General features: G+C 66.3%; 28 protein-coding genes. 15 read left to right on the top strand and 13 right to left on the bottom strand.

Annotated elements, in window-relative coordinates; translation table 11 throughout:
* Positions 1–28: 28 nt before the first annotated feature.
* Together AC58NV_RS06220 and AC58NV_RS06215 are read left to right on the top strand one after the other, a co-directional pair.
* Positions 29–646 (top strand): uracil-DNA glycosylase family protein, encoded by a 618-nt coding sequence (locus AC58NV_RS06220; RefSeq protein WP_497226343.1) that lies wholly within the window; start codon positions 29–31, stop codon positions 644–646.
* On the top strand, positions 643–1,434 hold the full coding sequence (locus tag AC58NV_RS06215) for an SseB family protein (protein ID WP_497226342.1): 792 nt from the start codon (positions 643–645) through the stop codon (positions 1,432–1,434). Before AC58NV_RS06220 ends, AC58NV_RS06215 begins: the two co-directional genes overlap by 4 nt.
* Positions 1,435–1,668: 234 nt before the next feature.
* On the opposite strand, the gene yghU is transcribed toward AC58NV_RS06215, so the two are convergent.
* Positions 1,669–2,544 carry a glutathione-dependent disulfide-bond oxidoreductase gene (gene yghU, locus AC58NV_RS06210; RefSeq protein ID WP_497226341.1) on the bottom strand — a complete coding sequence of 292 codons (876 nt, stop codon included), beginning with the start codon at positions 2,542–2,544 and terminating at the stop codon, positions 1,669–1,671.
* A gap of 272 nt (positions 2,545–2,816) precedes the next feature.
* Here yghU and AC58NV_RS06205 point away from each other — a divergent pair, with 272 nt between their 5' ends.
* Positions 2,817–3,335, top strand: a complete 519-nt coding sequence (locus tag AC58NV_RS06205) for a YHS domain-containing (seleno)protein (protein WP_497226340.1) — start codon at positions 2,817–2,819, stop codon at positions 3,333–3,335.
* Positions 3,336–3,553: 218 nt separating this feature from the next.
* On the opposite strand, the gene AC58NV_RS06200 is transcribed toward AC58NV_RS06205, so the two are convergent.
* Positions 3,554–3,934 carry a VOC family protein gene (locus tag AC58NV_RS06200; protein WP_497226339.1) on the bottom strand — a complete coding sequence of 127 codons (381 nt, stop codon included), beginning with the start codon at positions 3,932–3,934 and terminating at the stop codon, positions 3,554–3,556.
* A 39-nt stretch (positions 3,935–3,973) separates the two neighbouring features.
* Between AC58NV_RS06200 and AC58NV_RS06195 the strand changes: the two genes are divergently transcribed.
* A complete protein-coding gene (locus AC58NV_RS06195; protein ID WP_497226338.1) occupies positions 3,974–4,516 on the top strand; it encodes a winged helix-turn-helix transcriptional regulator in 543 nt (180 codons plus the stop codon).
* Positions 4,517–4,863: 347 nt separating this feature from the next.
* On the opposite strand, the gene AC58NV_RS06190 is transcribed toward AC58NV_RS06195, so the two are convergent.
* A complete protein-coding gene (locus tag AC58NV_RS06190; protein ID WP_497226337.1) occupies positions 4,864–5,460 on the bottom strand; it encodes a GcrA family cell cycle regulator in 597 nt (198 codons plus the stop codon).
* A gap of 161 nt (positions 5,461–5,621) precedes the next feature.
* On the opposite strand from AC58NV_RS06190, the gene AC58NV_RS06185 reads away from it, so the two are divergent.
* Complete coding sequence (locus AC58NV_RS06185) at positions 5,622–6,434, top strand: ABC transporter permease (protein WP_497226336.1); 813 nt, start codon at positions 5,622–5,624, stop codon at positions 6,432–6,434.
* A 5-nt stretch (positions 6,435–6,439) separates the two neighbouring features.
* Here the strand turns inward: AC58NV_RS06185 and AC58NV_RS06180 are convergent, their stop codons facing one another.
* Positions 6,440–7,678 (bottom strand): MFS transporter, encoded by a 1,239-nt coding sequence (locus AC58NV_RS06180; protein ID WP_497226335.1) that lies wholly within the window; start codon positions 7,676–7,678, stop codon positions 6,440–6,442.
* 128 nt (positions 7,679–7,806) lie between these two features.
* Complete coding sequence (locus AC58NV_RS06175; protein WP_497226334.1) at positions 7,807–8,718, bottom strand: DMT family transporter; 912 nt, start codon at positions 8,716–8,718, stop codon at positions 7,807–7,809.
* Between the two features lie 435 nt (positions 8,719–9,153).
* Here AC58NV_RS06175 and AC58NV_RS06170 point away from each other — a divergent pair, with 435 nt between their 5' ends.
* From AC58NV_RS06170 to AC58NV_RS06155, 4 genes are all read left to right on the top strand, one after another.
* Positions 9,154–10,329: an aspartate aminotransferase family protein gene (locus tag AC58NV_RS06170; protein WP_497226333.1), complete on the top strand. Its 1,176-nt coding sequence runs from the start codon at positions 9,154–9,156 to the stop codon at positions 10,327–10,329.
* Positions 10,330–10,408: 79 nt separating this feature from the next.
* On the top strand, positions 10,409–11,335 hold the full coding sequence (gene argF, locus AC58NV_RS06165; protein ID WP_497226332.1) for an ornithine carbamoyltransferase: 927 nt from the start codon (positions 10,409–10,411) through the stop codon (positions 11,333–11,335).
* Between the two features lie 164 nt (positions 11,336–11,499).
* Positions 11,500–12,075 (top strand): isochorismatase family protein, encoded by a 576-nt coding sequence (locus AC58NV_RS06160; RefSeq protein ID WP_497226331.1) that lies wholly within the window; start codon positions 11,500–11,502, stop codon positions 12,073–12,075.
* A gap of 91 nt (positions 12,076–12,166) precedes the next feature.
* The gene (locus AC58NV_RS06155; RefSeq protein WP_497226330.1) at positions 12,167–12,886 is read left to right on the top strand and encodes an SDR family NAD(P)-dependent oxidoreductase; all 720 of its coding nucleotides are present in this window, start codon (positions 12,167–12,169) and stop codon (positions 12,884–12,886) included.
* Positions 12,887–12,960: 74 nt separating this feature from the next.
* Here the strand turns inward: AC58NV_RS06155 and AC58NV_RS06150 are convergent, their stop codons facing one another.
* The 3 genes from AC58NV_RS06150 to hrpB form a co-directional block, all read right to left on the bottom strand.
* On the bottom strand, positions 12,961–14,442 hold the full coding sequence (locus AC58NV_RS06150) for an inorganic phosphate transporter (RefSeq protein WP_497226329.1): 1,482 nt from the start codon (positions 14,440–14,442) through the stop codon (positions 12,961–12,963).
* Between the two features lie 90 nt (positions 14,443–14,532).
* A complete protein-coding gene (locus tag AC58NV_RS06145; RefSeq protein WP_497226328.1) occupies positions 14,533–14,991 on the bottom strand; it encodes an NUDIX hydrolase in 459 nt (152 codons plus the stop codon).
* Positions 14,992–15,193: 202 nt separating this feature from the next.
* Positions 15,194–17,653 (bottom strand): ATP-dependent helicase HrpB, encoded by a 2,460-nt coding sequence (gene hrpB / locus AC58NV_RS06140; RefSeq protein ID WP_497226327.1) that lies wholly within the window; start codon positions 17,651–17,653, stop codon positions 15,194–15,196.
* A gap of 197 nt (positions 17,654–17,850) precedes the next feature.
* On the opposite strand from hrpB, the gene meaB reads away from it, so the two are divergent.
* From meaB to AC58NV_RS06115, 5 genes are all read left to right on the top strand, one after another.
* Positions 17,851–18,828 carry a methylmalonyl Co-A mutase-associated GTPase MeaB gene (gene meaB / locus AC58NV_RS06135; protein ID WP_497226326.1) on the top strand — a complete coding sequence of 326 codons (978 nt, stop codon included), beginning with the start codon at positions 17,851–17,853 and terminating at the stop codon, positions 18,826–18,828.
* Positions 18,829–18,834: 6 nt separating this feature from the next.
* Positions 18,835–19,638 carry an alpha/beta hydrolase gene (locus AC58NV_RS06130; protein WP_497226325.1) on the top strand — a complete coding sequence of 268 codons (804 nt, stop codon included), beginning with the start codon at positions 18,835–18,837 and terminating at the stop codon, positions 19,636–19,638.
* Positions 19,639–19,787: 149 nt separating this feature from the next.
* Complete coding sequence (gene rpmB / locus AC58NV_RS06125) at positions 19,788–20,078, top strand: 50S ribosomal protein L28 (RefSeq protein WP_019296104.1); 291 nt, start codon at positions 19,788–19,790, stop codon at positions 20,076–20,078.
* 138 nt (positions 20,079–20,216) lie between these two features.
* Positions 20,217–20,567, top strand: coding sequence for a DUF2946 family protein (locus AC58NV_RS06120; RefSeq protein WP_497226324.1), 351 nt, complete (start codon positions 20,217–20,219; stop codon positions 20,565–20,567).
* Positions 20,568–20,623: 56 nt separating this feature from the next.
* A complete protein-coding gene (locus AC58NV_RS06115) occupies positions 20,624–21,112 on the top strand; it encodes a copper chaperone PCu(A)C (protein WP_497226323.1) in 489 nt (162 codons plus the stop codon).
* Positions 21,113–21,207: 95 nt separating this feature from the next.
* Here AC58NV_RS06115 and AC58NV_RS06110 read toward each other — a convergent pair whose 3' ends face one another.
* Positions 21,208–21,906: an NAD-dependent deacylase gene (locus AC58NV_RS06110; protein WP_497226322.1), complete on the bottom strand. Its 699-nt coding sequence runs from the start codon at positions 21,904–21,906 to the stop codon at positions 21,208–21,210.
* A gap of 50 nt (positions 21,907–21,956) precedes the next feature.
* Between AC58NV_RS06110 and AC58NV_RS06105 the strand changes: the two genes are divergently transcribed.
* A complete protein-coding gene (locus tag AC58NV_RS06105; RefSeq protein ID WP_497226321.1) occupies positions 21,957–22,394 on the top strand; it encodes a low molecular weight protein-tyrosine-phosphatase in 438 nt (145 codons plus the stop codon).
* Position 22,395: 1 nt separating this feature from the next.
* Here AC58NV_RS06105 and AC58NV_RS06100 read toward each other — a convergent pair whose 3' ends face one another.
* The 4 genes from AC58NV_RS06100 to AC58NV_RS06085 form a co-directional block, all read right to left on the bottom strand.
* Complete coding sequence (locus AC58NV_RS06100) at positions 22,396–23,361, bottom strand: LysR family transcriptional regulator (RefSeq protein WP_497226320.1); 966 nt, start codon at positions 23,359–23,361, stop codon at positions 22,396–22,398.
* Between the two features lie 273 nt (positions 23,362–23,634).
* Complete coding sequence (locus tag AC58NV_RS06095; RefSeq protein WP_497226319.1) at positions 23,635–23,946, bottom strand: hypothetical protein; 312 nt, start codon at positions 23,944–23,946, stop codon at positions 23,635–23,637.
* 148 nt (positions 23,947–24,094) lie between these two features.
* Positions 24,095–24,277, bottom strand: coding sequence for a hypothetical protein (locus AC58NV_RS06090; RefSeq protein ID WP_174146526.1), 183 nt, complete (start codon positions 24,275–24,277; stop codon positions 24,095–24,097).
* A gap of 263 nt (positions 24,278–24,540) precedes the next feature.
* Entirely contained in the window at positions 24,541–25,158 is a 618-nt protein-coding gene (locus tag AC58NV_RS06085; RefSeq protein WP_497226318.1) for a hypothetical protein, read from the bottom strand.
* Positions 25,159–25,462: the final 304 nt, after the last annotated feature.

Genomic DNA, 25,462 nt, shown 5'->3' with positions numbered 1-25,462 from the left:
CAGGCATAACAGATTTGCGGGGTGCAAGATGGCTGTTTCCAGTACTGAAACAATCAAGGCCAGCCGGCGGCTGAAGGACCGGATTCGCGCCTGCCGGATCTGCGCCGAGCGGTTTGCCGCCACCGCCACCGCGCATGACCCCCGCCCGGTGGTGTGGTTCCGCCCCTCCGCCCGCATCCTGATTGCCGGCCAGGCGCCGGGGCTGCGGGTGCATGAAAGCGGGCGGCCCTTCACCGATCCCTCCGGAGACCGGCTGCGGGCCTGGCTGGGGCTGACGGAGGCGGAATTCTATGACAAGGACCGCGTTGCGGTGGTGCCGATGGGCTTCTGCTTTCCCGGCTACAACGCGAAGAAGGCCGACCTGCCGCCGCCTGCGATCTGCGGCAAGACCTGGCATGATCAGGTGATGGAGCATCTGCCGGATGTGCAGCTGAAGGTGCTGGTCGGCGCCCATGCGCAGCGCTATCACCTGGGGCTGAAAGGGCCGGTGACGGATGTTGTGCGCGGCTGGCGGGATCATGCGCCGCAGGTCTTCCCCTTGCCGCATCCGTCCTGGCGTAATACCGGATGGCTGAAGAAGAACCCCTGGTTCGAGGCGGAGCTGCTGCCGGTTCTGCAGGCCCGGGTGAAGGAGCTGATGCGATGACAGATGAAACCCCGCTGGATCTGGCCCATGCCGCGATGGAGGCCGCGCCGCAGGACGATGCCGCCCGGCTGCGGTTTTATGAGCGGCTGGCGGATGCCGAGCTGTTCCTGATGCTGACGGAAGAGGCGGCGGGGGAGCAGATCTCGCCGGAGCTGTTCGAGACGCCGGAGGGCGCTTTTGTGCTGGTGTTCGACCGCGAGGAGCGGCTGGCGCAATTTGCCGGCAAGCCTGTTCCTTATGCGGCGCTGTCGGGCCGGGTGGTTGCGCAGATGCTGGCCGGGCAGGGGATCGGGCTGGGGCTGAACCTGGAGGTGGCGCCCTCCGCCTTCCTGGTCCCGGCGGAAGCCATCGCCTGGCTGCACCAGACCCTTGGCCACGCGCCGCAGGAAGTCGAGGCAGGCGTCACCGAATTCACCGCCCCCAAAGGGCTGCCGGAGGCGCTGCTGACCGCGCTGGATGCCAAGCTCGCCACCGCGGGCGGACTGGCGGCGGCGGCCTATCTGGCCGGCGTGCGCTACGAAGGCGGCGGGCAGGGGCATCTTCTGGGCTTTGTCGGCGCCAAGGAGGCCGCGCAGGCCTCGCTCGCCAAGGCCGCCGGCGAGGCGCTCACATTCTCGGGCATCGAGGCCGGGGCGATGGACGTGGGTTTCTTCGGGGCCGATGATCCGGTGGCGGCCAGCCTGGCCCGGGTCGGCCTGCGCTTCGACCTGCCGCAGCCCAAGGCGCCGCAAGAATTGAAGCCGGTGAAGCCCGGCAGCGACCCGGACAAGCCGCCGCGGCTGGTCTGACCGGGCGGGAGCGCTCCCGCCTGTTCCTGCACATCTTTTGGATGTGCGTCACAGTTGGGCGTGGCGCTGTGCTGCGCACAGCGCGGGTGCTCTTTTTCTGAGAAGCGTTCAAGGGCAGTTTTGCCCTTGAAGCGCCATATCGAGGGTGTATCCGCCTTTGGCCGCCTCAAGGGTGAACCGCGCGTTGCGCGGCTGCCGGCGCAGCCCTTGACCCGGCCATAGACGGGAGCTCGGTTACTCCGCCGGTTCCAGCTTGTCCTGGGTGCGGGTGTCGAAGTCGCTGGCGTCGTGGCGATCATGCAGCTGCATGGCCGGATCGCCGGAGGTGCGGTTCACCATGCGGCCGCGCTGCACCGCCGGGCGGGCGTCGATGGCCTTGGCCCAGCGGACCACGTTCTTGTAGCTGCCGGCATCCAGGAATTCGGCGGCATCGCCATAGTTGCGGCCCAGCACCAGCTGGCCGTACCAGGGCCAGATGGCGATATCGGCAATGGTGTATTCGCTGCCTGCGATAAACTCGTGTTCCGCCAGCTGCCGGTCCAGCACATCCAGCTGGCGCTTGGTTTCCATGGTGAAACGGTCGATCGGATACTGCCATTTCTCCGGCGCATAGGCATAGAAGTGGCCGAAGCCGCCGCCCAGGTAGGGGGCGCTGCCCATCTGCCAGAACAGCCAGTTCAGGGTCTCGGTGCGGGCCGCGCCCTCCTTGGGCAGGAAGGCGCCGAATTTCTCCGCCAGATGCAGCAGGATCGAGCCGCTCTCGAACACCCGCACCGGCTCCGCGCCGCTGCGGTCCAAGAGCGCCGGGATCTTGGAGTTCGGGTTCACCTCGACAAAGCCGGAGCCGAACTGGTCGCCGTCGCCGATCTTGATCAGCCAGGCGTCATACTCCGCATCTGCATGGCCCGCGGCCAGCAGCTCCTCGAACATCACCGTGACCTTCACCCCGTTCGGCGTCGCCAGCGAGTAGAGCTGGAAGGGATGCTTGCCCGCGGGCAGCTCCTTGTCGTGGGTGGCACCGGCGATGGGGCGGTTGATGGAGGCAAACTCGCCGCCGTTCGCCTGTTCCCATTTCCAGACTTTCGGCGGGGTATAGGGGGTGTCGCTCATCTGTCGGCCTTGCTCTCATTGTTTCCTGTTGCGTTTCAATCGCACGCGCTGCGGCGACCGGTTCCGGCAGAGATAAGGGGATTTTCGGAAATTCCAATGACTGGAAGGTCTGCGCGCGGAAATTTTACAATCCGCTCACATCCTCTCGTCCGCGGACACAGAGCCGTGAGCCCCCCTTCGCATTTGCCGCCGGGGCGGTAATGTCGATGCCGAGGCCGGTGCAGCGAGCCGGTGCCCAAGTTGAAGCGATCACCGAGGAAAGGGATGATTTCATGAAGCGTCTTGCATTTGCTGCTGCGGCAGCGCTGTCCTTTGCCCTGCCGGCCTTTGCCGGGGAGCAGTATGTCGATGGCACCGGCTATGCGGTTTCCGGCTATGACGTTGTGGCCTACCGCAGCCTGGAGATGAACCCGGTCGGCACGCCGCAGACGGCGCCGGTGCGCGGCAGCACCGCGTTCACCGCGGACTACAACGGCGCAACCTGGGCCTTCGCCTCGGCAGAGAACCGCGACAAGTTCGCGGCCAACCCGGCCTATTACGCGCCGCAGTATGACGGCCACTGCGCCTATGGCGTCTCCAAAGGCGGCAAGGTGCCGGCCAACCCGAACCTGTGGCGCATCGTCGATGACAAGCTGTACCTCAACATCACCGACGTGGTGGTCGGCTTCTGGGAAGAGGACATCCCCGGCAACATCACCCTGGCCGAAGGCAACTGGCCGGGGATCGAGGGCAAAGCAGCCTCGGACAGCGTGATCCCGAAGTTCACTTCTGAGGGTCCGGTGGCGAACTGATTGGAACCTGCAGGCAAGGCGAGGGCCTTGCCTGCAAGGTGCTCAAAGTGGTCTTTGATCCTGTTTTGCTAATGCTTCTAAAGCTTTAGGCATCCGCTATGGGGAAATACCCTGCGGCTGCGGCTGAACGTGAGGCTCCGAAGAAGTGCCGTGCGGTGCAACTGACGGCGTGCCTGCCGGAAACAGACACGCGGCGGAGGCCATTAGAAATCCGCGTGTTACTCAATTCCGCCGGTCAAATCCTGCGCAAGCATCAGCGCATTGCCGTCGAGGTCGTAGAAAGTCGCGGTTTTGACCATGCCCTCGACGACATCCGTCTCGCCATCAAATTTGACTTTGGCCTGCTCCAGTTTCTGCCGGGCCGAATCCAGATCAGAGACCCCGAAGACTGGCACGCAGTTGCCGGGGGCTGGTTTGGTGTGCTCGCCAAGGCCGATGGCGACACCGGGGGTGTTCGTCCGAACCTCGGACCAGCCCGCCTCATCGGCATGGTAGAGCAGCTCAAATCCCAACATGGTTTCGTACCACTTTGCGCTCGCATGGCGGTCTTTGACCGACATTGCGATGGTGATGGTTTGATCGACTGCAATGAGTGACATGGGCTTTCCTTATGATTTAAAGTATACTAACTATACTTTATGCACATTGAACTGTTTGTCAACGTCACATCAAAGGCTTGGGCAATGCCCATACTCGCGTGCCTGCATTCGGGCGTGGCCGGACGGCAGGCGCCCCTATTGGCTGCGACCGGTGCAGGCAGAACCGCCTTCGTGCAAAGCATGGATCATCTGATTGAAATGCGGTTGATTGAACGTAACCCCGGGTATGGTCATCCGCTGCGCCCGGAATTCCGCCTGACACAGTTGGGAATTCCGGCGGCGGCCATTGCCCATAAGATCCACGATGTTTCGACAGAGGAGGATCAGCCTTTGCTGCGCCGCTCATGGACTTTGCCGGTTCTGACATCGCTCCACACACCAAGCCATTTCAGCGACATCAAGCGAAACCTGCCGGCGATAACGGACCGGGCGTTGTCTCAATCATTGAAATCCATGGAGGCAAAGAGCTGGGTGTGCCGCAGCGTAGATGGCGCCGCCCGCCCGCCGAGGCCTGTCTATAGCGCGGTGAACACTGGTGGCCTGATCAGCCGCGTCATCGCGCCTGAAATCAGGTTCATATAGAAAAGGCGGCTATTCGTTGAGAGATGACGAAGGTCAGGAAAGTCACGCGTGCAGGTCAAAGAGACTGGAATGTTCCAAGGTCCCGTCTCAGCGCAGACTGTACGCGGCTTGCCAGCCAATCAACACATGCAGCCAGAGAAATCCGGGTCCTGCGCAGCGGAAGACTTCCGGGGGCAACTGAAAATGATCCTGGCAGAGGGCTTTCAGAACGCACGCCCAGCATTGGCCTGCCCTGCACATCTGCGGAATGCATCCTGCCATGCAGACCGTCTTGGAAGGCGGGAAGCCTCAAAAAACAAAAGCCCCGGGCGCAATGCCGGGGCTTTGAAATTCTTGGGCTGCGCCGCTCAGCGGCGGCGGTCGCGGCGCGAGGACATCGGCTGGAAGGCCACGCCCACATGCGCCTCGCAATAGGGCTTGCCCTGCTGGGCGGGCAGGCCGCAGAACCAGAAGTCCTCGGTCGCGGGGTCGCCCACCGGCCATTTGCAGGTGCGCTCGGTCAGCTCCATCAGGCCCAGCTTCTTGGCCTTCTTCTCGATCTCGTTGACCTTGGCCAGCGCCTCGGGGCTGATCTCATTGGCGGAGGGCTGCGGCGGCAGCGGCTGGCCGGCCGGGATGATCTGGCGGCGCGCCGGGGTTGCCGGCTTGGCGTCCGCGGAGGGCTGCGCCGCGGCCGGGCGGGCCGGTTCGGTCTTGGGCTGCGGTTTGGGCTTGGCGGCGGCGGCTGGTTTCGGCGCGGCGGCTGCGGGGGCGGCTGCCGGCTTTTCCTTGGGCTCGGCCGCCTTGGCGCCGCCGCTGTTGCGGTTGGACAGGCCGAGCCGGTGCACCTTGCCGATCACGGCGTTGCGGGTGACGCCGCCCAGTTCCTTGGCGATCTGGCTGGCCGACTGGCCCTCGCCCCACATTTTCTTGAGCAGTTCGACGCGCTCGTCTGTCCAGGACATCTGTTGCCTTTCCAAGCTAATAGCGGCCCCAGGGGTTCTGCGGCCGCCATCATATTCCGTGTGATCGCCCTATTCTAATCACTGCGGGCGGAGTTACAAGGCATCTTGCGCCTATTGGCACAGCCGTTATGCAGTCAGGCCAAGGAATTTCAGGGGGCAGCATGGCAGACCAGGGCTATCAGGTGGAATTGGGCGCGCGCCGCTTCGGGCGGGTGAACTGGCTGGGGCTCAAGGCGCTGGCCTGGCGCGAGGTGAAGCGGTTCCTGGCGGTCTGGACCCAGACCCTGCTGGCGCCGCTGGTGACCGCGGCGCTGTTCCTGATGATCTTCAACATCGCCATCGGGCCGAAGCGCGGCGACGTGATGGGGGTGCCGTTCCTGACCTTCCTGGCGCCGGGCATCATGATGATGACGGTGATCCAGAATGCCTTTGCAAACACTTCATCCTCCATCGTTATTGCCAAGGTGCAGGGCAATATCGTCGACACGCTGATGCCGCCCCTGTCGGGGCTGGAGATTCTGCTGGGCTACCTGGCGGGCGCGGTGGCCCGCGGCACGCTGGTGGCGCTGGGCATCGGGCTGGGGCTGATGGCGGTCTTGCAGATCGTGCCCGCGCATCCCGTGACGGCGCTGGTCTTCATCGTGCTGGGGGCGGCGTTCCTGGGCGGCCTGGGCATCGTCGCCGGCGTGTTCGCGGACAAGTTCGACCAGATGGCGGCGATCACCAATTTCATCGTGACGCCCTTGGCCTTCCTCTCCGGCACTTTCTACTCGGTGGAGGCGCTGCCGCCGGTGCTCAAGGTGATCTCGCACCTGAACCCGGTGTTCTACCTGATCGACGGGGTGCGATTCGGGGTGATCGGCACCTCCGACAGCCCGCCGTTGCTGGGGCTGGCGGTGTGCAGCGGCGCCACCTTTGCCATCTGCCTGCTGGCCTGGGGGATGCTGCGCACCGGCTACCGGCTGAAACCCTGAAGCCGCTATTCCGCAGGCAGCGCGCCGTCCGCGGGCGGTGCTTCCGGCTTCTTGCGCCCCAGCCGCGGATGCAGCTTGCCGGCCAGGAAGGCGGCATAGGCGGTGGCGGCGGCCCCCGCCGCAAAGATCCCGGCCAGCGGCGACACCATCAGCACCAGCCAGGCGGCCCCCGGCGTCAGGATGCCGGAGATATCCCGGTAGCTGGAATAGACCGCCGACATCTCGGTGCGTTCCGAGGGTTTCACCGCCATCAGGAACGGCAGCCCGCCACAAATGTCCAGCAGGATCAGCGCCGCGGAACCGGCCATCAGCAAGGCCACGGAGACATCGGGCCAGCCCTGCAGCGCTGCTGCGGCGCCGAAGCAGGCCGTAACGGCCAGGAACCCCGTGCGCACCGCAAAGCGGATCGAATGCCGCTGAACCCAGCGCTGCAGCAGCGGCGCGGCAAACAGGCTGGCATTGGTCACTGACAGCAGGATGCCGCCGAGTTCCTGCCCCAGCCCTTTTTCGATGGCAAAGATCGGCAGATAGACCACATAGATCCACCAGCCGGAGGAGCGGATCACGGCAAACAGAAAGCCGGTGATCAGCCGCGGCTGCTCCAGAAACCGCGGCAGGTATTTCAGCGGGTTGGAGGCCGGGCCGCGGGCGCGGGCGATCTGCTTGCCGTTGCCCATCCGCATCCACCAGAAGGCGGCCAGCATCATGAGCGCCGCCGCGGCGGAGATCAGGAACGGGGCGGGCGCCCAGACCTCCAGCAGCAGCACGCCGGCCATCGGCCCGGCGGTCCAGCCGAGCGCCGAATAGAACATCCGCGAGGTCTCGCATTTGCCCAGCTCGACCCGGGCAATGTAGTCCAGCACATAGGCGTTGAAGCAGATGAAAGTGGCGACCGCCGCCACCGTGTTGAGCGCCAGCGCCGCCAGCACCGCAACCGGGCTGCCCTCGACCGCCAGGGCTGCCGAGGCCACGAACATCAGGGCGCCCAGGCTGTAGGCCCAGCGGCGCGGCACCAGCCGGATCAGCGCGGGCACCATCAGCCCGGCCAGCAGAGACAGGATGCCAACCGCGAAATAGGAGGCAGAGACCAGCCCGGCATCCCCCAGCGCCCGGTACATGATCAGCGGAAACACCGAAATCAGGATGCCGCGCACCACTGCCTCAAGCCCCGCCAGGATCCCGAAATCCCGGACCGAGGGCACCGGCGCGTGACGCAGCCATTCGGGGATTCGCCTTTCGTGCATCTGTATTCTCCTGTCCTGCTAACAGGCAGGGTGGCGCGCCGGGCAGGCGGAAATTGCCGGTTTTCGACCTCGGCGTCGCCGCCGGGCCATTGGAATGAAATAACTTTTCGTGAGGGGGCGGGCGCGGGTTACTTCCCGGCCGCCGCCGCGCGGCCTGCAGGCGGCCGCACCCGGCCTTCGCGCCAGGCCAGAATCGCCGCACCGGCCAGAATGATGAAGGCGCCGAGGAAGGAAACGGCGTCCGGTACCGCGCCAAAACCCAGAAAGTCGTAAAGCGCGGCAAAGACCAGCGTGGCATAGCTGAACGGCGCCACGAAGGAGGCATCGGCCCGCGCCATGCCGTTGATGAAACAGGCCTGGGCGCAGGCCATCAAGAGCCCCAGCGCCGCCAGCGCGCCCCATTGCGCCGCGCCCGGCATCTGCCAGACCGGCAGCACCGCGCAGCTGGCAATCATCATCCCCAGAAGGTTGTTGAACCACAGCACCTGCAGCGGCCCTTCGCGGCCTGCCAGCTTCTTGATGAAGATCAGCTCCAGCCCCATCACCGCTGCCGCCCCCAGGGCCAGCAGTGCGGCGGGCTGGAAGCTGGCGGGGGTGGGGCGCAGCAGGATCATCGCGCCGATCATCGCAACCAGCGCCGCGCCCCAGCGCCAGGGGCCGACCCGTTCGCCCAGGAGCGGGATCGCCAGCAGCATGCCGAAGACCGGGTTCAGGAAGGTGATCGCGGTGGCATCGGCCAGCGGGATATAGGCCACCGAGGCAAACATCAGCGTGACCCCGGCCCAGCCGAAGGAGGTGCGCCCGATGTGATAGCCCCAATGCGGGCGGATGAACCTGGGCCGCAGGATCAGCACCGCTGTCGAGATCGCCATGAAGGCAAACAGGAACCGCCCGTGGCTGATCTGCAGCGGGTGCAGCGGCGCCCCCAGCAGATCCGTTCCCAGCGCCTTGGCCATCAGCGTGGTGCCCGCAATGAATGTGGTTGCCGCCAGGATCAGGGCGGCGGCCAGGGCCGGGTTCTGCGGTGTGGCGATGCTCATGGCACAAGCGGTGCGGCAAGCCGCCGCGGGATGCAAGGGGAAAGGGGCCGGCCGGTGACGCATTTTGCCGGCAGGGGAGGGGCGCTGCCCCTCAGGCTTGAGTTCAGAGGGGCGCCGCCCCTCTTGGCCTGGCGGTCAATTCACCCCGGAGTATTTGCGCAAAGGTGAATTGGAAGGCGGGCCGCGGCGGATTGGCAGGGCGGGCTGCACAAAAGGGGTTTTCTTTCCCCGAAACCTCCACTATGGAACCCCACCATGATCAAACGCGCACATACCCCCATCTCGCGACGCCGACGCCGCCTGGCGTGACCGGCCCCTGATCCCCTGTGCCTGCCGTGCAGCACATCCCCCATTCGAAATCCATTGATCCACCGTTGACCCAAGGCCAGGCTTACGTCACAGCTTTGGCTTCTACCTTTGAAAAGGATGATCCCGATGATCCCGTCCGTTCTGCCGACCTACAACCGTGCACCGCTTGAGTTCGTCAAAGGCGAAGGCGCCTGGCTGACCACGGCGGACGGGCGACGCTTTCTGGATCTGGGCTCCGGCATCGCGGTGAACGCGCTGGGCCATGCCCATCCGGCGCTGGTGGCGGCGCTGACCTCCCAGGCGCAGAACCTGTGGCATGTCTCCAACCTCTACCAGATCCCGCAGCAGCAGGCGCTGGCGGACAAGCTGGTGGAGCATACCTTTGCCGACACCGTGTTCTTCACCAATTCCGGCACCGAGGCCTGCGAGCTGGCGGTGAAGATGGCGCGCAAGTATTTCTATGACAAGGGCCAGGAGGAGCGGGTGGAGATCATCACCTTCGACGGCTCCTTCCACGGCCGGTCCTCCGCGGGCATCGCCGCCGCAGGCTCCGAGAAGATGGTCAAGGGCTTCGGCCCGCTGCTGCCCGGCTTCGTGCATCTGACCTTCGGCGATCTGGATGGTGTCACCAATGCCATCTCGGAGAAGACCGCCGCGATCATGATCGAGCCTGTGCAGGGCGAGGGCGGCATCCGTGTGGTGCCGGATGCAGAGCTGAAGGCGCTGCGCCGGATCTGCGACGAGCACGGCCTCTTGCTGATCCTCGATGAGGTGCAATGCGGCGTCGGGCGGACCGGCAAGCTGTTTGCCCATGAATGGGCGGGCATCGCTCCCGACATCATGATGGTGGCCAAGGGCATCGGCGGCGGCTTCCCGCTGGGCGCGGTGCTGGCCACCGAAGACGCCGCCAGCGGCATGACCGCGGGCACCCATGGCTCCACCTACGGCGGCAACCCGCTGGGCTGCGCGGTGGGCTGCGCGGTGATGGACCACATCGCCGACGAGGCCTTCCTGGCCGAGGTGAACCGCAAGGCGGGCCTGCTGCGCCAGCAGCTGGAGGGGCTGGTGGCCGGCCACCCGGACGTCTTCGAGGAGGTGCGCGGGTCCGGCCTGATGCTGGGCCTCAAGTGCAAGGCAGTGAATGCCGATGTGGTGAAGGCCGGCTACGGCAATGAGCTGATCACCGTCCCGGCTGCGGACAATGTGATCCGCCTGCTGCCGCCGCTGACCCTGACGGACGAGGACATCGCCGAGGCCGTCAGCCGCCTTGAAAAAACCGCCGCCCAGGTCGAAGCCTCCTGATCTTCATCTTTGCAGAAATACTCCCGGGGGTCCGGGGGCAGGCAGCCCCCGGCCTTCGTCAGAACAAAGCGATACGACCATGAACCATTTCCTCGACATCCATAAAACCGACCCTGCGGACCTGCGGGCGATCATCGACCAGGCCAAGGCCACCAAGCAGGCGCGCCTCGGCCGCCCCAAGGCGGCGCTGGATGATGAGCTGCCGCTGAAGGACCGGATGGTGGCGCTGATCTTCGAGAAGCCCTCGACCCGGACCCGGGTGTCCTTTGACGTCGGCGTGCGGCAGATGGGCGGCCAGACCATGGTGCTCAGCGGCAAGGACATGCAGCTGGGCCATGGCGAGACCATCGCCGACACCGCCCGGGTGCTCAGCCGTTATGTCGACATGATCATGATCCGCACCTTCGACGAGACCGTGCTGACCGAGATGGCGGAATACTCGGACGTGCCGGTGATCAACGGTCTCACCGACCGCACCCACCCCTGCCAGATCATGGCCGACGTGCAGACCTACGAGGAGCACCGCGGCTCGATCAAGGGCAAGAAGGTGGTCTGGTGCGGCGACGGCAACAACGTCTGCGCCTCCTTCATCCATGCGGCCGGCCAGTTCGGCTTCGACCTTACCTTCACCGGCCCGGCGCAGCTGGACCCGGAGGAGGAGTTCATGGGGCTGGCGCGCAAGGCCGGCTCCAAGATCGTCGTCGAGCGGGATGCGGCCAAGGCCGTTGATGGCGCCGACCTGGTGGTCGCCGATACCTGGGTGTCGATGCATGACAGCCAGTCCTCCAAGGAGCGCCGCCACAACATGCTGCGCCCTTATCAGGTCAACGATGCGCTGATGGCCCATGCCAAGCCGGATGCGCTGTTCATGCACTGCCTGCCGGCCCACCGCGAGGAAGAGGTGACAAGCGCCGTGATGGACGGCCCGCAGTCGGTGATCTTCGACGAGGCGGAAAACCGTCTGCACGCGCAGAAGGCCATCATGCGCTGGTGCCTGGGCGGCTGAGCCGCAGGCGGTATTTGATTTGGAAGGGCGCGCGCAGCCGGGGCTGATGCGCGCCTCTTTCATGCGGGCAGCGCCGGTGACGCGGGGGCACCGGCTTTTGCGCTGGCCCTTGCCGCCGTGATCGGCAAACCTTCTGCCATGGATTTCACCACAAGGATTTTCCCATGGACCGCAGCACCGCCCTATTGATCGTCGACATGCAGCAGGAGATGGCCAATGTGGCCGCCTCGGGCCGTCCGCAGGCCAACCCGCAGGCGGAAGAGGTGGTGGCAGACCTGGCCGCGGCGTTCCGTGCGGCGGGGCTGCCGGTGGTGCATGTGATGCATGACGATCCGCGCCCCGAAAGCAAGTTCCGCCGCGATCTGCCCAGCGGCCAGCCCTTGCCCTGCGCCGTGCCGCAGGCGGGCGAGGCGGTGTTCTGGAAAACCGGCTCTTCCGGGTTCTACGGCACCGGACTGGACAGCCATCTGCGCGACGCGGGCGTCAGCCGGCTGGTGATCGTTGGCGGCGTGGCGGCGTTCTGCGTCAACTCGACCGCGCGCTCTGCCGCCAATCTGGGGTTCGGCGTCGAGGTAGCGGAGGACGCGCTGATCGCCTTTGACATGCCCGCGCGCAACGGCGGCATGCTGGATGCGGAGACCGTTCTGGAGGTCACCCTTTCGGCCCTACATGCAGGGTTCGGCACGGTAGTGACCGCGGCGGATGTGCTTGCGCAGCTGCCCGCCGGGGCAGAGGCCTGATAGGGCCGCCAGCCACGGCCGGCTCCCATTACCCCTTGTGCCGGCACCGGATTGCCGCCAGCATTTCCTTGTTTAGCAAGGGAGGTGCATCATGGACGGAACATCCGCAACACCGCAGGCGCTGATCGTCGGGGCCGGGACCGGCCTGTCCGCGGCCTTTGCCCGGCAGCTGGCCGGCGCGGGCTATGCGCTGCATCTGGCAGCGCGCAATACCGCCAAGCTGGAGCTGCTGGCGGCGGAAACCGGGGCAGAGCTGCACGTGCTGGACGGCACCGATGCCGAGGGAACCGCCGCGCTCATAGGCAGTCTGCCGGGCGATTTGCGGGTGGCCTGCTACAACCCCTCGGCCCGGATGCGCGGCCCGGTGGCGGAGCTGGACCCGGCGGCGGTGCGCAAGGCGGTGGAGATCACGGCCTTTGGCGCCTTTGTGCTCGGCCAGGCGGCGGCCAAACGGATGCTGGCGCAGCAGCCGGAAAACGGGCGGCTTGGCACCATCCTGTTCACCGGCGCCTCTGCCGGGGTGAAGGGGTTCGCGCACTCCGCGCCCTTTGCCATGGGCAAATTCGCGCAGCGCGGCCTGGCGCAATCCATGGCGCGGGAGCTGCATCCCAAGGGCATCCATGTGGCCTGGGTCAACATCGACGGCGGCATCCGCAATGCCTCGCGGCCGGAACGGGTTGAGGCAGCGGACAATCCCGACAGCATGCTGGACCCGGAGGCGATTGCCCGCGAATACATGCATCTGATCTGCCAGCACCGCTCCGCCTGGAGCGACGAGCTGGTGCTGCGGCCCTGGGTGGAGCGGTTCTAGGGGCTGACCCTAAAAGCAAAGAAAAACCCCCGCAGCCGGACGCGCGGGGGTTCCTTGTGTGAATGCGGTGCGGCTCAGCCGACGAAGCTGTTGAGCAGCAGGTAGATCACGGCCGACAGCAGCGCCGCGGCCGGAACAGTGATCACCCAGGCGGCCACGATGGTCATGAAGTGGCTGCGGCGCACCAGCTTGCGACGGCGGCGTTCCTCCGGCGCGATGCGCTTGGCCTCCGGGCGGCCCGCGGCGGATTTCTTCAGGCGGCGCTCCATGTGCCACTCGCGGAAGAAGCCGACGCCGAACACCGCGCCCACCGCAATGTGGGTGGAGGACACCGGCAGGCCCAGCCAGCTGGCCACGATCACGGTGATGGCCGCGGACAGCGACACGCAGTAAGCGCGCATCGGGTTCAGCTTGGTGATCTGGCTGCCGACCATGCGGATCAGCTTGGGGCCGAACAGGAACAGGCCGAAGGAGATGCCGAAGGCGCCGATCACCATCACCCAGGTCGGGATGGCGACCTTGGCGGCAAAATCGCCGAACTCGGTGGCGTGCACGATGGCGGCCAGCGGGCCGACCGCGTTGGCGACGTCATTGGCGCCATGGGCAAAGGACAACAGGCCCGCGGAGATCACCAGCGGCAGGCCGAACAGAGCCTTCAGCGACTTGTTGCGGTTCTCCATGCCCTCGGACTGGCGCTTGATCAGCGGCGCGGTGATCACATAGGAGACCGCCCCGACGCCGGCACCGATCAGCAGCGCGGTTTGCAGGTCGATCTTGACGATCTTTTTCAGGCCTTTGAGGGCCAGATAGGCGCCAAAGGCACCCGCCATGATGGCGACAAGCACCGGCACCCAGCGGCGGGCGGCAGCGATCTTGTCGTCCTGGTAGATGATCTTGGCCTTGATGAAGGCGAGGAACAGCGCTGCGATGATGCCGCCCAGCACCGGCGAAATGACCCAGCTGGCGGCGATCTTGCCCATGGTGGGCCAGTTCACCGCGGCGGTGCCTGCGGCGGCCACACCGGCGCCCAGCACGCCGCCCACGACAGAGTGGGTGGTGGACACAGGCGCGCCGACCCAGGTCGCCAGGTTCACCCACAGCGCCGAGGAGATCAGCGCCGCCATCATCGCCCAGATGAAGATGCTGCTGCTGGACACCGCGGCGGGGTCGATAATGCCCTTGGAAATGGTCGAGACCACATCGCCGCCCGCCAGCAGGGCGCCGGCGCTTTCACAGATGGCGGCAATCACGATGGCGCCGCCCATGGTCAGCGCATTTGCGCCCACCGCCGGCCCCATGTTGTTGGCAACGTCATTGGCGCCGATGTTGATCGCCATATAGGCGCCGAACGCCGCGGCTGCGATCACCACCATGCTCATCGCCGAGCCGCCGAAGAACACGCCAGCGGCAAGGCCTGCCACCACGATGAAGGCCAGCGCGATGCCCGGCGCCACCAAGGGGCGGGAGGCATAGCTGGTCGCCAGCTCCAGCTGGGAGATCCTGTTCAGATCCTTATCCAGCGTGTTCCATTGCGGGCGCTGATCTGTGTCGCTCATCATCGCATTCCTGATTCCGGGGTCTGGGCACGCGCCTACCCCCGCTCAGGACACGGTTCAAGCGTTTGACATAAAAATGTCACATAACTTTTACAATTGGCGCAAAACGGCCTGCAGCTGCGGCTCATGCACCAGGCCCGCGGCCTGCTCCGGCGTCATCCACTCGCGGGTACGCTCGGCGGACTCGGGATAGTCGTCCTCCAGCTGCTCCACCTCGGCCTCGAAGATCAGCGTGGTCACCGGCTCTTCGGTGCCGTTGTCGTGGCGCTTGGTGAAGTGGTATTCGCCGATCGGCTGCGGCGTGATGCGGGCGGATTTGACGCCGGCTTCCTCCCAGGCTTCCTGCAGCGCAGAGGCCGGGCCGTCTTTGCCCTCGACCGGCCAGCCCTTGGGCAGGATCCAGCGCCCGGTGCCGCGGCTGGTGATCATCAGCACCTCCTTGCCGTCCGTGCCCATGCGGTAGCACAGCGCGGCGACCTGCACGCGGGCAGGGCGCTGCAGCATCGGTTTGATGATCTCGTTCCAGGCGCGGGTCAGCGGGCTTGTCATGGGTGCTCAGCCTTTGTTGTTGGGGAAGATCCCGTGTTTTGTGTGCTTTTGTGGGAATCTACGCCTGATTGCCCGGGGGTGCAAGGCGATGCGCGCGGGCGGCAGGCCGTTGAAGGCAGGGCTCCCGCCCGCGCGTCAAAGCATCAAGGATGCAGTGCCGGCGGTTGGGCCTCGCAGCGCGCCTGCGGCGCGCTGCGGGCGCTCACTTGCGGCGTTTCACCCGCAGCGTCGGGTCTTCCCGGGTCGGATCCTCGGGCCAGGGGTGCTTGGGGTACTGGGCGCGCATGTCCTTCCTGACATCCGCATAAGAGCCGGCCCAGAAGCCCGGCAGGTCGCGGGTGATTTGGATGGGGCGCTGGGCGGGCGACAAGAGAGACACCTTCAATGGCACGCCGCCCACGGACGGATGCCGGGTGACGCCGAACATCTCCTGCAGGCGGACCGAGATTTCGGGGATCTCGCCGTCATAGCTGATCGGGATCCTGCGCCCCAGCGGGGTGATGAAACTGCCCGGCGCCTCACGGTCCAGCAGTTGTGTCTGCTCCCAGCTGAGCACGGCCTTGAGCGCGGGCAGCAGGTCGAAGCGTTTCCAGTCGTCCGCGGATTTCACCCCGTCCAGCATCGGCAGCAGCCAGTCCTCCAGCGTCTCCGTCAGGCCGGGGAGGGAGAAATCGGGCAGGTCAAAGCCTTCCGCCCGCACCAGCTCCACCCGCGCCGCCAGCCGTGCCGCCGCCCCAGTAAGGCGCAGGCCCAGATCGCGCACGCCGTCCAGCATCGCCCGCGCCACCGCGTCCGGCGGCACGTCCTTCCAGATCCGGTCGTCCAGCACCACGGCGCCAAAACGTTCCTGCTGGCGCGCCGCCACCCGGCGGTCGCGCTTGGACCACTCGCAGCTGTCCTCCCAGGCAATCTGATCGGCAAACAGCTCGCGGATTTCGCCCTGCGAGATTTGCGCCGCCATCCGGATCTTCGCCTCGCGCGGGTTGCCGTCGGTGTCCAGCGCCACGATGAACGGCGCGCCTGCCAGCGTGTCGCCGCCGTCCAGAATGGTGCCCTTGCCGCCCGAGAGCACGAACCGCGGATTATCGCCCTTGCGGCGCTGGCCGACGCGGTCGGGGTAGGCCAGCGCGGCCATCATTGCAGTCGACAGGCCCGCGTCCCGGCGGCCCGCCTGTTTCTCCAGCCGCCGCGCCTCGCTCTTGATCCGCTCCACGACGGGGCGGTTCAGCTGATAGGGGTGATTGCGCAGAAACCCCTTGGGGTCCCGCAAGGCCTTCAGCCGCAGGCTCAGATCCGCCGGCGCCCCGCGCAGCGGGTCGCGCTCGCCCAGCAGCGCCGCCAATGGCGCTGCGGCAGGACCTGCCTGCAGCAGCATATGGCCAAGCCGCGGATGCAGGGGCAGGGCGGCCAGTGCCTTGCCATGCTCGGTGATCCGCCCCTGCGCATCCAGTGCGCCCAGCATGGCGAGCAGCGTCTGCGCCTCAGCCAGCGCCCCCGCAGGCGGCTGGGTCAGGAATATGAGATCGTCCGGCGCCGCGCCCCACAGCGCCAGCTCCAGCGCCAGCGCGGTCAGGTCGGCGCTTTCGATCTCGGCAGGCGGGAAACCCATCAGCGCGCCTTCCTCGCCCTTTGTCCAGAGCCGGTAGCAGATGCCCTCCGCCACCCGCCCCGCGCGGCCCTGGCGCTGGGTCGCCTCGGCGCGGGTCACCTTCTCCGTCACCAGCCGCGACATGCCGGAACCGGGATCGAACCGGGCGCGGCGCGCCTGGCCCATATCGACCACCACCCGGATGTCCTGAATGGTCAATGAGGTCTCGGCGATGGATGTCGCCAGCACCACCTTGCGGCCCTGCGGTTCCGGCTGGATCGCCGCGCGCTGCTCGGCAAAGGGCAGGGCGCCGAACAGCGGCCGGATATGGCAATGGCCGGGCAGGCGCTTTTCCAGCGCGCCGGCGGCGCGGCGGATCTCGCCCTCGCCGGGCAGGAACACAAGGATGCCGCCGCCATTGCCGGGTCCGGCGGCGCGGGTTTCCTTCTCTGCCTGCATCGCCAGATCGGCCAGCGCATCGCCGCGGCGCGTCTGCGCGGGCAGGGGGCGCTCCAGCCAGCGCGTTTCCACCGGATAGCTGCGGCCCTCGGACGTCACCATCGGCGCGTCCATCAGTGCCGCCACCGGCTCCGCGTCCAGTGTCGCCGACATCGCCACAAGGATCAGGTCATCGCGCAGCGCGCCCGCCACCTCCAGGCACAGGGCGAGGCCCAGATCGGCATTCAGCGAGCGTTCGTGGAATTCATCGAAGATAACCGCGCCGATGCCGGGCAGGTCCGGATCCGATTGCAGCATCCGGGTCAGGATGCCCTCGGTCACCACCTCGATGCGGGTCGATTTGGAGACCTTGGCATCGCCGCGCACCCGGTAGCCGACAGTCTGGCCCGGCTTCTCGCCCAGCGTCTCTGCCATCCGCTCCGCCGCGGCGCGGGCGGCGAGGCGGCGCGGTTCCAGCATCACGATGCGGCCCTTGGTCAGGCCTGCTTCCAGCATCGCCAGCGGCACCCGCGTGGTCTTGCCCGCGCCGGGCGGCGCTTGCAGCACGGCACGGCCGCGGGCGCGCAAAGCGTCCAGCAACTCGGGGAGGGCGTCTTCGATCGGCAATCTGGTCATCTTTGCCTTATCGCCAAAGGGGCGGGTGAGGTCCAGCGGCCTTGCAGCGCCCGGCACTGCGCAAACCACGCCGGGCGCGGCGGATTTGCCGCCTTTCCTGCACCGCTTGCTGATGTAGGGTGCCCGTCAGACGGCAGGGGCTGGACTTTGCGACGCGGCTTGCGCCAAGGTCCGCCCATTACGACAGGAAAGCACGCATGGACACCGAACAGCTGACTCAGAAGATCCTCGATGGCGACCGCCGGGCGCTGGCCCGGGCCATTACCCTGGTGGAAAGCGGCCGCGAGGATCACCGTGCCAAGGCGGGCGAGCTGCTGTCGGACCTTGCGAAGCACAAGCGCCAGTCGCTGCGCATCGGCCTGTCGGGCACGCCCGGCGTGGGCAAATCCACCTTCATCGAAAGCTTCGGCATGATGCTGACGGGGCTCGGCCTGCGGGTGGCAGTGTTGGCAGTTGACCCCAGCTCCGCCCGCTCCGGCGGGTCCATTCTGGGCGACAAGACCCGGATGGAGCGCCTCAGCCGCGAGCGAAACGCCTTCATCCGCCCGTCCCCCAGCCAGAGCCATCTGGGCGGCGTCGCCCGCCGCTCCCGCGAGGCGGTGGCGCTGTGCGAGGCGGCAGGGTTCGACGTGGTGCTGATCGAAACCGTCGGCGTCGGCCAGTCGGAAACCGTGGTGGCTGAGATGTCGGACCTGTTCCTGCTGCTGCTGGCGCCCGCGGGCGGCGATGAGCTGCAAGGCGTCAAGCGCGGCATCATGGAAATGGCCGACCTCATCCTGGTGAACAAGGCCGACGGCCCCCTGAAACCCGTCGCCACCCGCACCTGCGCCGACTATGCCGGCGCCCTGCGCCTGCTGCGCAAGCGCCCGCAGGACCCTGAGGGCATCCCCAAGGCGCTGATGGTCTCCGCTGTCGAAGAGCATGGGCTGGACAAGGCCTGGGAAGAGATGCAGGTGCTGACCGCCTGGCGTAAGGAGAACGGACACTGGGACCGCCGCCGCGCGGATCAGTCCTGCTACTGGTTCGACCAGGAGGTGCGCCAGGCGCTCTTGGCGCGGCTGCACACCGCCAGCGCCCAGGCCGCGATGGCAGAGCTGTCGGGCCGGGTGGCGGAGGGGGCGCTGACCCCGGCGGCGGCGGCACAGCAGATGCTGCAGGACCACCTGAAGGGCTGAGGCGGCGTGCAGGAAATCCGGGTCTTTGACGGCACGCATCTGCGCGCCTCGCTGTTCAACAGGGGCGCCGAACGGCTGTTCGTGACCTTCCGCCAGCGCGTTGCCGTGGCCGGGGAATTCGAGGACCGCGGCCCGGTCAGGAACATGACGAGGCACGGCTATGCCCATCTGCATATCCAGCCCCGCGACAACGACTGGTACATCAACAGCGAGACCAAGGCGCTGTCGCCCAGCCTTAAGGATTTGTCCAAAGGCTACGGCGACGTCTCTGCCATGGGGTTTTCCATGGGCGGCTACGGGGCGCTGCGGTTCTCCGGGGCGCTGCATCTGAACCGCTTGATTGCCGTCTCGCCGCAATACACCATTGCGCCGGGCGCGGTGCCGCATGACCGCCGCCGCAAGGAGGCAGAGGCCTTTGACGAGGCGCTCGGCGATCTGGTGCGCTATGGCCGCCATGATCTGCAGGGCGTGGTGCTGTTCGACCCGTTCCGCAAGATGGACCTGAGCCACGCGCTGTTCATCCAGGCAGTGTTCCCGGACCTGCAGCTGTGCCGGCTGTCCTGCGGCGGCCATCCGGCCAGCCAGGTGATCCGCGAGGGCGGCAGCTTCTGGGACCTGCAGTCGCTGCTGCGCGACGGGCCGCTGAACGCGGCGCGGGTGCTGGAGCTGCACCGCAGCCGGCGCAGGCTGTCGCGGGCCTATTGGCAGAAGCTCGCGCGGGTGGCCCGGCAGCGCGGCAAGCAGGGGCTCGGGGCCGCTGCAGAAGCCGGTCTGGAGAGGCTTGCAGCGGAGCAGGAAAAGGTGCAGTAAGCGCGGCAAGAAAGCTGAGTTGAATCACTTGACGCTGTTGCCGGTTGAGCGTAAGAGCAGCGGACCAGTTTTCGGGCGCAGCCAATGGCCGCGCCCCTTGTGATTTGGCGCCGGACTGCCGGAGCCTCCAAAAAACGAAGGATGAAGATATGTCGCGCCGTTGCGAACTGACCGGAAAAGGCCCGATGACTGGCAACAATGTCAGCCACGCCAACAACAAAACCAAGCGCCGCTTTCTGCCCAACCTGAACGACGTGACTCTGCAGTCCGAAGTTCTGGGCCGCGGCGTCAAGCTGCGCATCTCCGCAGCTGCCCTGCGCTCTGTCGACCACCGCGGCGGCCTGGATGCTTTCCTGGCCAAAGCCAAGGACGAAGAGCTGTCGGCAAACGCGCTGAAAGTGAAGAAAGAGATCGCCAAGGCACAAGCCGCACAGGCTTGATAATCCTGGCCTGATCCCTTCACCGGATCGGATTACGGACACCGCGCAGGGGCAATCCTGCGCGGTGTTTGCGTTTGCGCAATCTGCCGCAGAGCCGGGTCTTGCAGACGGCACGCCTTGGGGGCATACCTGCCTGTGATGATGCATGCCTTCCGCATATGCCTCGGCCTGTTTTTGGCCCTGACCGTCGCCCTGACGGCGCATAGCGCTGCTGCCCGGCAGGGGGAGCGCGATGCTGCGGGGCAGATGGTGATCTGCACAGGCACCGGCCCTGTCACCATCTATGTGGACAGCGAAGGCCAGCCGGCCAAGCCGCCGCACAGCTGCCCCGATTGCGTAATGCATGTGCTGGACGCGGTGGCGCAACCTGCGGGGCTGGTGCTGCCGGTGGAGGCCAGCAGCGAAGTGACGGCGGGCCGGCAGGCCGCACTGGCCTCCATTCAGCATATTCTGAATGCCAGCGCCCGCGCGCCGCCGGCCATCGCCTGACCGGCCACGCACACTCTCAATTTGAAAACTGAATATCTACCAAGAGGAGACAGGATATGTCCCTGAAGTCTGTTGTCTTTGCAGCCGCCGCTGCTGCTGCCTTTGCCACCTCCGCCTTTGCAGGCGATGCCATGATCAAGGTGCACGACCAGTACGCGCGCGTCTCGTCGCCAACTGCCAAGGCCGGTGCGGCCTTCATGGAGATCATGAATAAGGGCGAAGCCGACGATCAGCTGATCGACGTGCGCTCCGACGTGGCGGCCAAGGTGCAGCTGCACACCCACAAGGAAGGCGATGACGGCGTCATGAAGATGATGCATGTGGAGGAAGGCTTTGCCGTGCCTGCAGGCGAAACCCATATGCTGATGCGCGGCGGCGATCACATCATGTTCATGGGGCTGAACCAGCCGCTGAACCACGGCGATGTGGTGAAGGTCACGCTGGTGTTCGAAAAGGCCGGCGAGGTCGAGATCGAAGTGCCGGTCGATTTGGAGCGCAAGGCCGAGGGCCACGGCCATTCGGATCACTCCGGCCACTCGAACTAAGCGCCGCAGGGCAGGGCGGGCGCGGCGTCAGGCCGCGCTGCAGCCCTCCTTCGCGCCCAAAGCCCGCCCCCTGGCGGGCTTTCTGCTGCCTGGGGTCAGCCCAGCAGCTCCGCCACCCAGGCGGGCACGGTTTCGCTGGCGGGGCCAAAGCGGCGCTCGGCAAAGCGGGAGGCGGTGGCCGACGGCTCCAGGTTCAGCTCCACCGTATGGGCGCCCGCCAGATGCGCCTCATCGACAAAGGCCGCCGCCGGGTAGACCTCGCCCGAGGTGCCGATGGCGGCAAACAGATCCGCCCCGGCCAGATGGGCGTAGATCTCCTCCATGAAATACGGCATCTCGCCGAACCAGACCACGTCGGGCCGCCCCGCAGGCGCGGCGCAGGCGGGGCAGGGCTGGCCGGTCTGCATCTCCATCGGCGCAGCCCAGCGGTGGCTGCAGGCGGCACAAAGCGCGCCTGCCAGGGTGCCGTGCATGTGCAGCACCTGCGCGGCACCGCCGGCCTCATGCAGCCCGTCCACATTCTGGGTCACGATCACCACCTCGCCCTTGTGCTCGGCCTGCAGCTGCGCCAGCGCCTGATGCGCGGGATTGGGCTGTGCCGCCGCAGCCTGGGTGCGGCGGGCGTTGTAGAAGCCGTGCACCAGGTCCGGATTGCGCGCGAACCCCTCCGGCGTCGCCACATCCTCGATCCGGTGCTGCGCCCAGAGCCCGCCCTCGTCGCGGAAGGTGCCCAGCCCGCTTTCAGCCGAAATCCCGGCGCCGGTCAGGATCACGATCTTCGCGCTCTTTTCCATCGGCCGCAAACCTCCTATCACTGGCCCCGGATCACAGGAGCCGTTTGCCAATGCCTATCCGTATTCTCTTCGTCTGCCTAGGAAACATCTGCCGCTCCCCGGCGGCCGAGGGGGTGTTCCGCGCGCTCTGCCCCGAGGCGGAGACCGACAGTGCCGGCACCGCCTCCTACCACGTGGGCGAGCCGCCCTACGGCCCGATGCAGACGGCGGCGCGGGCGCGGGGGCTGGACATCTCCGACCTGCGCGCGCGGCAGTTCCGGCGCGGCGATTTCGAGGCCTTCGACCTGATCATCGCGATGGATGCCAGCAACCTGGAAGACATCGAGGCCTTGCGCCCCTCAGGCAGCGAGACCCCGGTGCATCTGTTCACGGGCTATGCGCCGGAAACCGGCGCGGACCATGTGCCCGATCCCTATTACACCCGCGATTTCGACGGCTGCCTTGACCTGATCGAGGCGGCAGCGAGAGGGCTGAAAACCGCACTCTGACTTAGCCGGCGATCACCCGGAAGCCGCCCGCCAGGAACGGCAGCTGCTGCACCGCCGGGTCAATCATCTGGGTCTGCACCAGGCGGCGCACGGTCTCGGCCACGTCCCGCGGCACCCGGTCGGCCCAGTCGGCGGCGGTGAACAGCGAGATCGTGCGGGACATCTCGCCGAACGGCAGCGGGAAGGCGTCGATCTGGTCGTGGAAACGGCCGGCGCGCATATAGCCCAGCGGCGTGGTGACCGCCCAGCCGATCCGCCGCGCCACCATCGCCATCAGCGCCAGGTGCGAACCGACCTCGAAGCGGTTCTCGAATTCCAGCTTCTGGCGGCTGAGCAGCCCCTCGATCTGCTGCGAGATCAGCTGCTCGCGGGCATAGCGCAGGAACGGCAGCGCCTGCAGCTGCTCCGCCGCCTGCGCCGCATCGGAAACCGTGCCGCGCGGCGCCACCAGGATGAAGGGATCGCGCACCAGCGGGTATTCCACCAGCCCCTCGTGCAGGCCTCCGGCGGTGGCGGCAATGGCGATATGCAGCTCGCGCGCCTCCATCGCCCGCACCACGTCGTGGCTGGAGGCGGTGATCATCTTGAACCGGCATTGCGTCAAACTGTCGGCCAGGATGGTGGCCAGCCGCGGCGTCAGATCATTGTCGAAGTCGTCGATCAGCCCGATCGACAGCGCCTGCAGGTGGGTGAGATCCATCACCGTCAGCTCGCTCTGGGCCAGCCGCAGCTCGCCCAGCACCGCCTCGGTCCGGGCCAGGAAGCTGCGCCCCGCCGCCGTCAGCACCATCGGGCGGCGGCCATGGTCGATCAGCTCGCTGTCCAGTGCCTTTTCCAGGTTGCGCATCTGCTGGCTGACCGCGGGCTGGCTGAGGCCGGTCATCTCGGCGGCCTGCGCCACGGATCCGGTTTTGGCCAAAGCTTCAAACACTTCCAGCCCGCGCAGGGTAACGCCCTTGATCAACATATGAACTGCTCCAATACCTTGCGCCGTTCTTTGCGGTTTGAGCCGGCCCGGTCAAGGGTGGCAATGCCGCAGCCTTTCCCCCTTGCGAAAATGCCGCAGCGCCGATGCATCAAATGAAACGGCGTTCCTGCGGCGGGCGCGTTGCGCCGCGCGGGACAAGGCCGCCAGGCCGCCGCGCACCGGCGGCTCGCGGCTCATCGCGCGATAGCAGACCACCCAAAAAAAGGCGCCCCGCCGGGACGCCCTCACATGCTTTGACGCTGTGCCGCCGGTTCAGCCGCAGCTGCGCGCTGCGTGATCGCCGAAGGCCTTGTAGCGCAGCCACAGCCGCTCGTCGCTGCGGTTGCTGGACTGGCGCACCACCTGGGCCTGGTGCGGATCGGCAAACCACTTGGAGACGGTCTTGCGCTCGGACCGGGTCAGGCTGCGGTTGGCCACCTTCTGGATGCAGTTGCACAAGCCGGGCGAGGCCGCGGTGCGGTCCGACTGGCGGCAGGCGCGCTCAATGGCGCCGGCCTCGGCGCCCGCCGGTGCCAGTGCTGCAAGAAAGCCTGCGCAAAGCGCGGTTGTCAGGAAATGTTTCATCTGCTCATGCCCCGTTCTTGGCAAGCGGGTCTGCTGCCCGCGGAATTGGCCGTACTATGGCGCAATCCGGTGCCGTTTTCAATCGTGGTAAACGGGAATGAAGAGGGCTGGAGCGCCACGTGTCATGGCCCTCCAGCGCTGCTGGTGCTCAGGTCTGGTTCGGCCCGCGCATTGCGCGGACGGCTTGGCGCACGGCTTTCCAGTCCGCCGCCTCGCTGTCTTTGCCGGCTTCTTCGCATTCGCGCATTTTCTGCGCGGCTTCAGCCTCGGCCTTGTCGCCATGCGCGCTGTAGAGCGCGCGGGCATATTCAGCGGCTTTGATTGCATCCATGCGGATCATCCTCCTTTGCTGTGTCTCCCACCAGAGGGACGCGCGTCTCGCGGTACAGGGGGAGTATAGCGCATTTTGGGCGGGCGCGCAGGAGGCGGGGAGAATTTGCAGGGTTTTGGCGGGGCTGCGCGGAGGGCAGGGACCAAAGGCCGTGCAGAAAATTGGAGGGGCGCGGCCGATCCGAGGGCGGGAGCGAAGCGCCCGCCCGTGGGGGCGGATCGGGCGCTGCCCGGCGGTGCCGCCGGGCGGGAGGTCAATTCAGCCTATTGGAGCGCTTTGACAAATGCCCCAATGGCTTTGACAACCGATTGAACACTTTCGGTTTGCGCCGTGACGGTGACGGCTGTTGCCCCAGCGGTCCATTTTGCACCGGCTTTCGCCAATTCTTTGGATCCCTCGCGGATCATGCCATCCGCAACTGACCCGCAGTAAGCCGCCATGCGCAGGGAAATGTCCCAGAGAGCTTGGGCGATCTTTTCCAGCAGTGAAGGGTAGGGGGAAGGTTTCGCAATCTCCTCTTCCAGTTCCTCAACCTGTTTCCAGATCAGAGCGAGGTCGGCCTGCATTGCACGCGCCGCTGCATCCTCCAGCGGCGGCCCGCCATTGTCGCCGATCAGGGCAGTAACGGGTGCGCGTTCAACCGCCGCAAGCTGTTCCTTGAGGCGGGCGACTTCCTGTTCCAGCTCAAACAGGCGGCGTATGCGCTCGATTTCCTCGGCGACAGCTTCGGGGCCAGCGTTCCATATCTCATCCTCGATCAACGCAACCCGGCGCTGGAGGTCCCAGTTTAGCGGTTTGCCCGAGAAGTAGCCCTGGTACCAATCACACCAGTAGCTCCATTCTTTGGATTTTAGGAAGGTTTTCCAGTAGTGCTGCCACATTGATTGAACGTTTTGGGCGTCTCCGGCGTCTAGCCACAATGGAGCATTGAAGACGTCTTCCAACGCTGGAACGGCGTTTGTACCAGCAAACTCTATCGGATTATCATCCCCAAGAATGCGGGTGTCGAATTTTGTCGCTGCGTAGGTTTGCTTGTACCCGGCTTGGGTATGTAATGAAGTTGCTTGGGCGGTGTTCTGGATGCATTTAAGCGCGGAAATTGGGCCTGAGGTGGTCTCCGAACGAGCTCAAAGCATATGAAATATTGCCTCAGCTGTGTGCTGCAAGTCTGGCTGCGCCGTACTT

This window comes from Leisingera sp. ANG49 (assembly GCF_059694505.1).
This window is presented reverse-complemented; position numbering and strand designations above follow the sequence as displayed.

What these genes read in the sequence shown, in the direction of transcription:
- rpmB (WP_019296104.1), top strand. Translation starts at nt 19,788, where the DNA reads ATGTCGCGCCGTTGCGAACTGACCGGAAAAGGCCCGATGACTGGCAAC.
- meaB (WP_497226326.1), top strand. Translation starts at nt 17,851, where the DNA reads ATGGACACCGAACAGCTGACTCAGAAGATCCTCGATGGCGACCGCCGG.
- AC58NV_RS06095 (WP_497226319.1), bottom strand. Translation starts at nt 23,946, where the DNA reads ATGAAACATTTCCTGACAACCGCGCTTTGCGCAGGCTTTCTTGCAGCA.
- hrpB (WP_497226327.1), bottom strand. Translation starts at nt 17,653, where the DNA reads ATGACCAGATTGCCGATCGAAGACGCCCTCCCCGAGTTGCTGGACGCT.
- AC58NV_RS06085 (WP_497226318.1), bottom strand. Translation starts at nt 25,158, where the DNA reads ATGTGGCAGCACTACTGGAAAACCTTCCTAAAATCCAAAGAATGGAGC.
- AC58NV_RS06155 (WP_497226330.1), top strand. Translation starts at nt 12,167, where the DNA reads ATGGACGGAACATCCGCAACACCGCAGGCGCTGATCGTCGGGGCCGGG.
- AC58NV_RS06110 (WP_497226322.1), bottom strand. Translation starts at nt 21,906, where the DNA reads ATGGAAAAGAGCGCGAAGATCGTGATCCTGACCGGCGCCGGGATTTCG.
- AC58NV_RS06090 (WP_174146526.1), bottom strand. Translation starts at nt 24,277, where the DNA reads ATGGATGCAATCAAAGCCGCTGAATATGCCCGCGCGCTCTACAGCGCG.
- AC58NV_RS06220 (WP_497226343.1), top strand. Translation starts at nt 29, where the DNA reads ATGGCTGTTTCCAGTACTGAAACAATCAAGGCCAGCCGGCGGCTGAAG.
- AC58NV_RS06105 (WP_497226321.1), top strand. Translation starts at nt 21,957, where the DNA reads ATGCCTATCCGTATTCTCTTCGTCTGCCTAGGAAACATCTGCCGCTCC.
- AC58NV_RS06115 (WP_497226323.1), top strand. Translation starts at nt 20,624, where the DNA reads ATGTCCCTGAAGTCTGTTGTCTTTGCAGCCGCCGCTGCTGCTGCCTTT.
- AC58NV_RS06150 (WP_497226329.1), bottom strand. Translation starts at nt 14,442, where the DNA reads ATGAGCGACACAGATCAGCGCCCGCAATGGAACACGCTGGATAAGGAT.
- AC58NV_RS06180 (WP_497226335.1), bottom strand. Translation starts at nt 7,678, where the DNA reads ATGCACGAAAGGCGAATCCCCGAATGGCTGCGTCACGCGCCGGTGCCC.
- argF (WP_497226332.1), top strand. Translation starts at nt 10,409, where the DNA reads ATGAACCATTTCCTCGACATCCATAAAACCGACCCTGCGGACCTGCGG.
- AC58NV_RS06175 (WP_497226334.1), bottom strand. Translation starts at nt 8,718, where the DNA reads ATGAGCATCGCCACACCGCAGAACCCGGCCCTGGCCGCCGCCCTGATC.
- AC58NV_RS06120 (WP_497226324.1), top strand. Translation starts at nt 20,217, where the DNA reads ATGATGCATGCCTTCCGCATATGCCTCGGCCTGTTTTTGGCCCTGACC.
- AC58NV_RS06145 (WP_497226328.1), bottom strand. Translation starts at nt 14,991, where the DNA reads ATGACAAGCCCGCTGACCCGCGCCTGGAACGAGATCATCAAACCGATG.
- AC58NV_RS06195 (WP_497226338.1), top strand. Translation starts at nt 3,974, where the DNA reads ATGCACATTGAACTGTTTGTCAACGTCACATCAAAGGCTTGGGCAATG.
- AC58NV_RS06160 (WP_497226331.1), top strand. Translation starts at nt 11,500, where the DNA reads ATGGACCGCAGCACCGCCCTATTGATCGTCGACATGCAGCAGGAGATG.
- AC58NV_RS06100 (WP_497226320.1), bottom strand. Translation starts at nt 23,361, where the DNA reads ATGTTGATCAAGGGCGTTACCCTGCGCGGGCTGGAAGTGTTTGAAGCT.
- AC58NV_RS06215 (WP_497226342.1), top strand. Translation starts at nt 643, where the DNA reads ATGACAGATGAAACCCCGCTGGATCTGGCCCATGCCGCGATGGAGGCC.
- AC58NV_RS06190 (WP_497226337.1), bottom strand. Translation starts at nt 5,460, where the DNA reads ATGTCCTGGACAGACGAGCGCGTCGAACTGCTCAAGAAAATGTGGGGC.
- AC58NV_RS06205 (WP_497226340.1), top strand. Translation starts at nt 2,817, where the DNA reads ATGAAGCGTCTTGCATTTGCTGCTGCGGCAGCGCTGTCCTTTGCCCTG.
- AC58NV_RS06185 (WP_497226336.1), top strand. Translation starts at nt 5,622, where the DNA reads ATGGCAGACCAGGGCTATCAGGTGGAATTGGGCGCGCGCCGCTTCGGG.
- yghU (WP_497226341.1), bottom strand. Translation starts at nt 2,544, where the DNA reads ATGAGCGACACCCCCTATACCCCGCCGAAAGTCTGGAAATGGGAACAG.
- AC58NV_RS06170 (WP_497226333.1), top strand. Translation starts at nt 9,154, where the DNA reads ATGATCCCGTCCGTTCTGCCGACCTACAACCGTGCACCGCTTGAGTTC.
- AC58NV_RS06200 (WP_497226339.1), bottom strand. Translation starts at nt 3,934, where the DNA reads ATGTCACTCATTGCAGTCGATCAAACCATCACCATCGCAATGTCGGTC.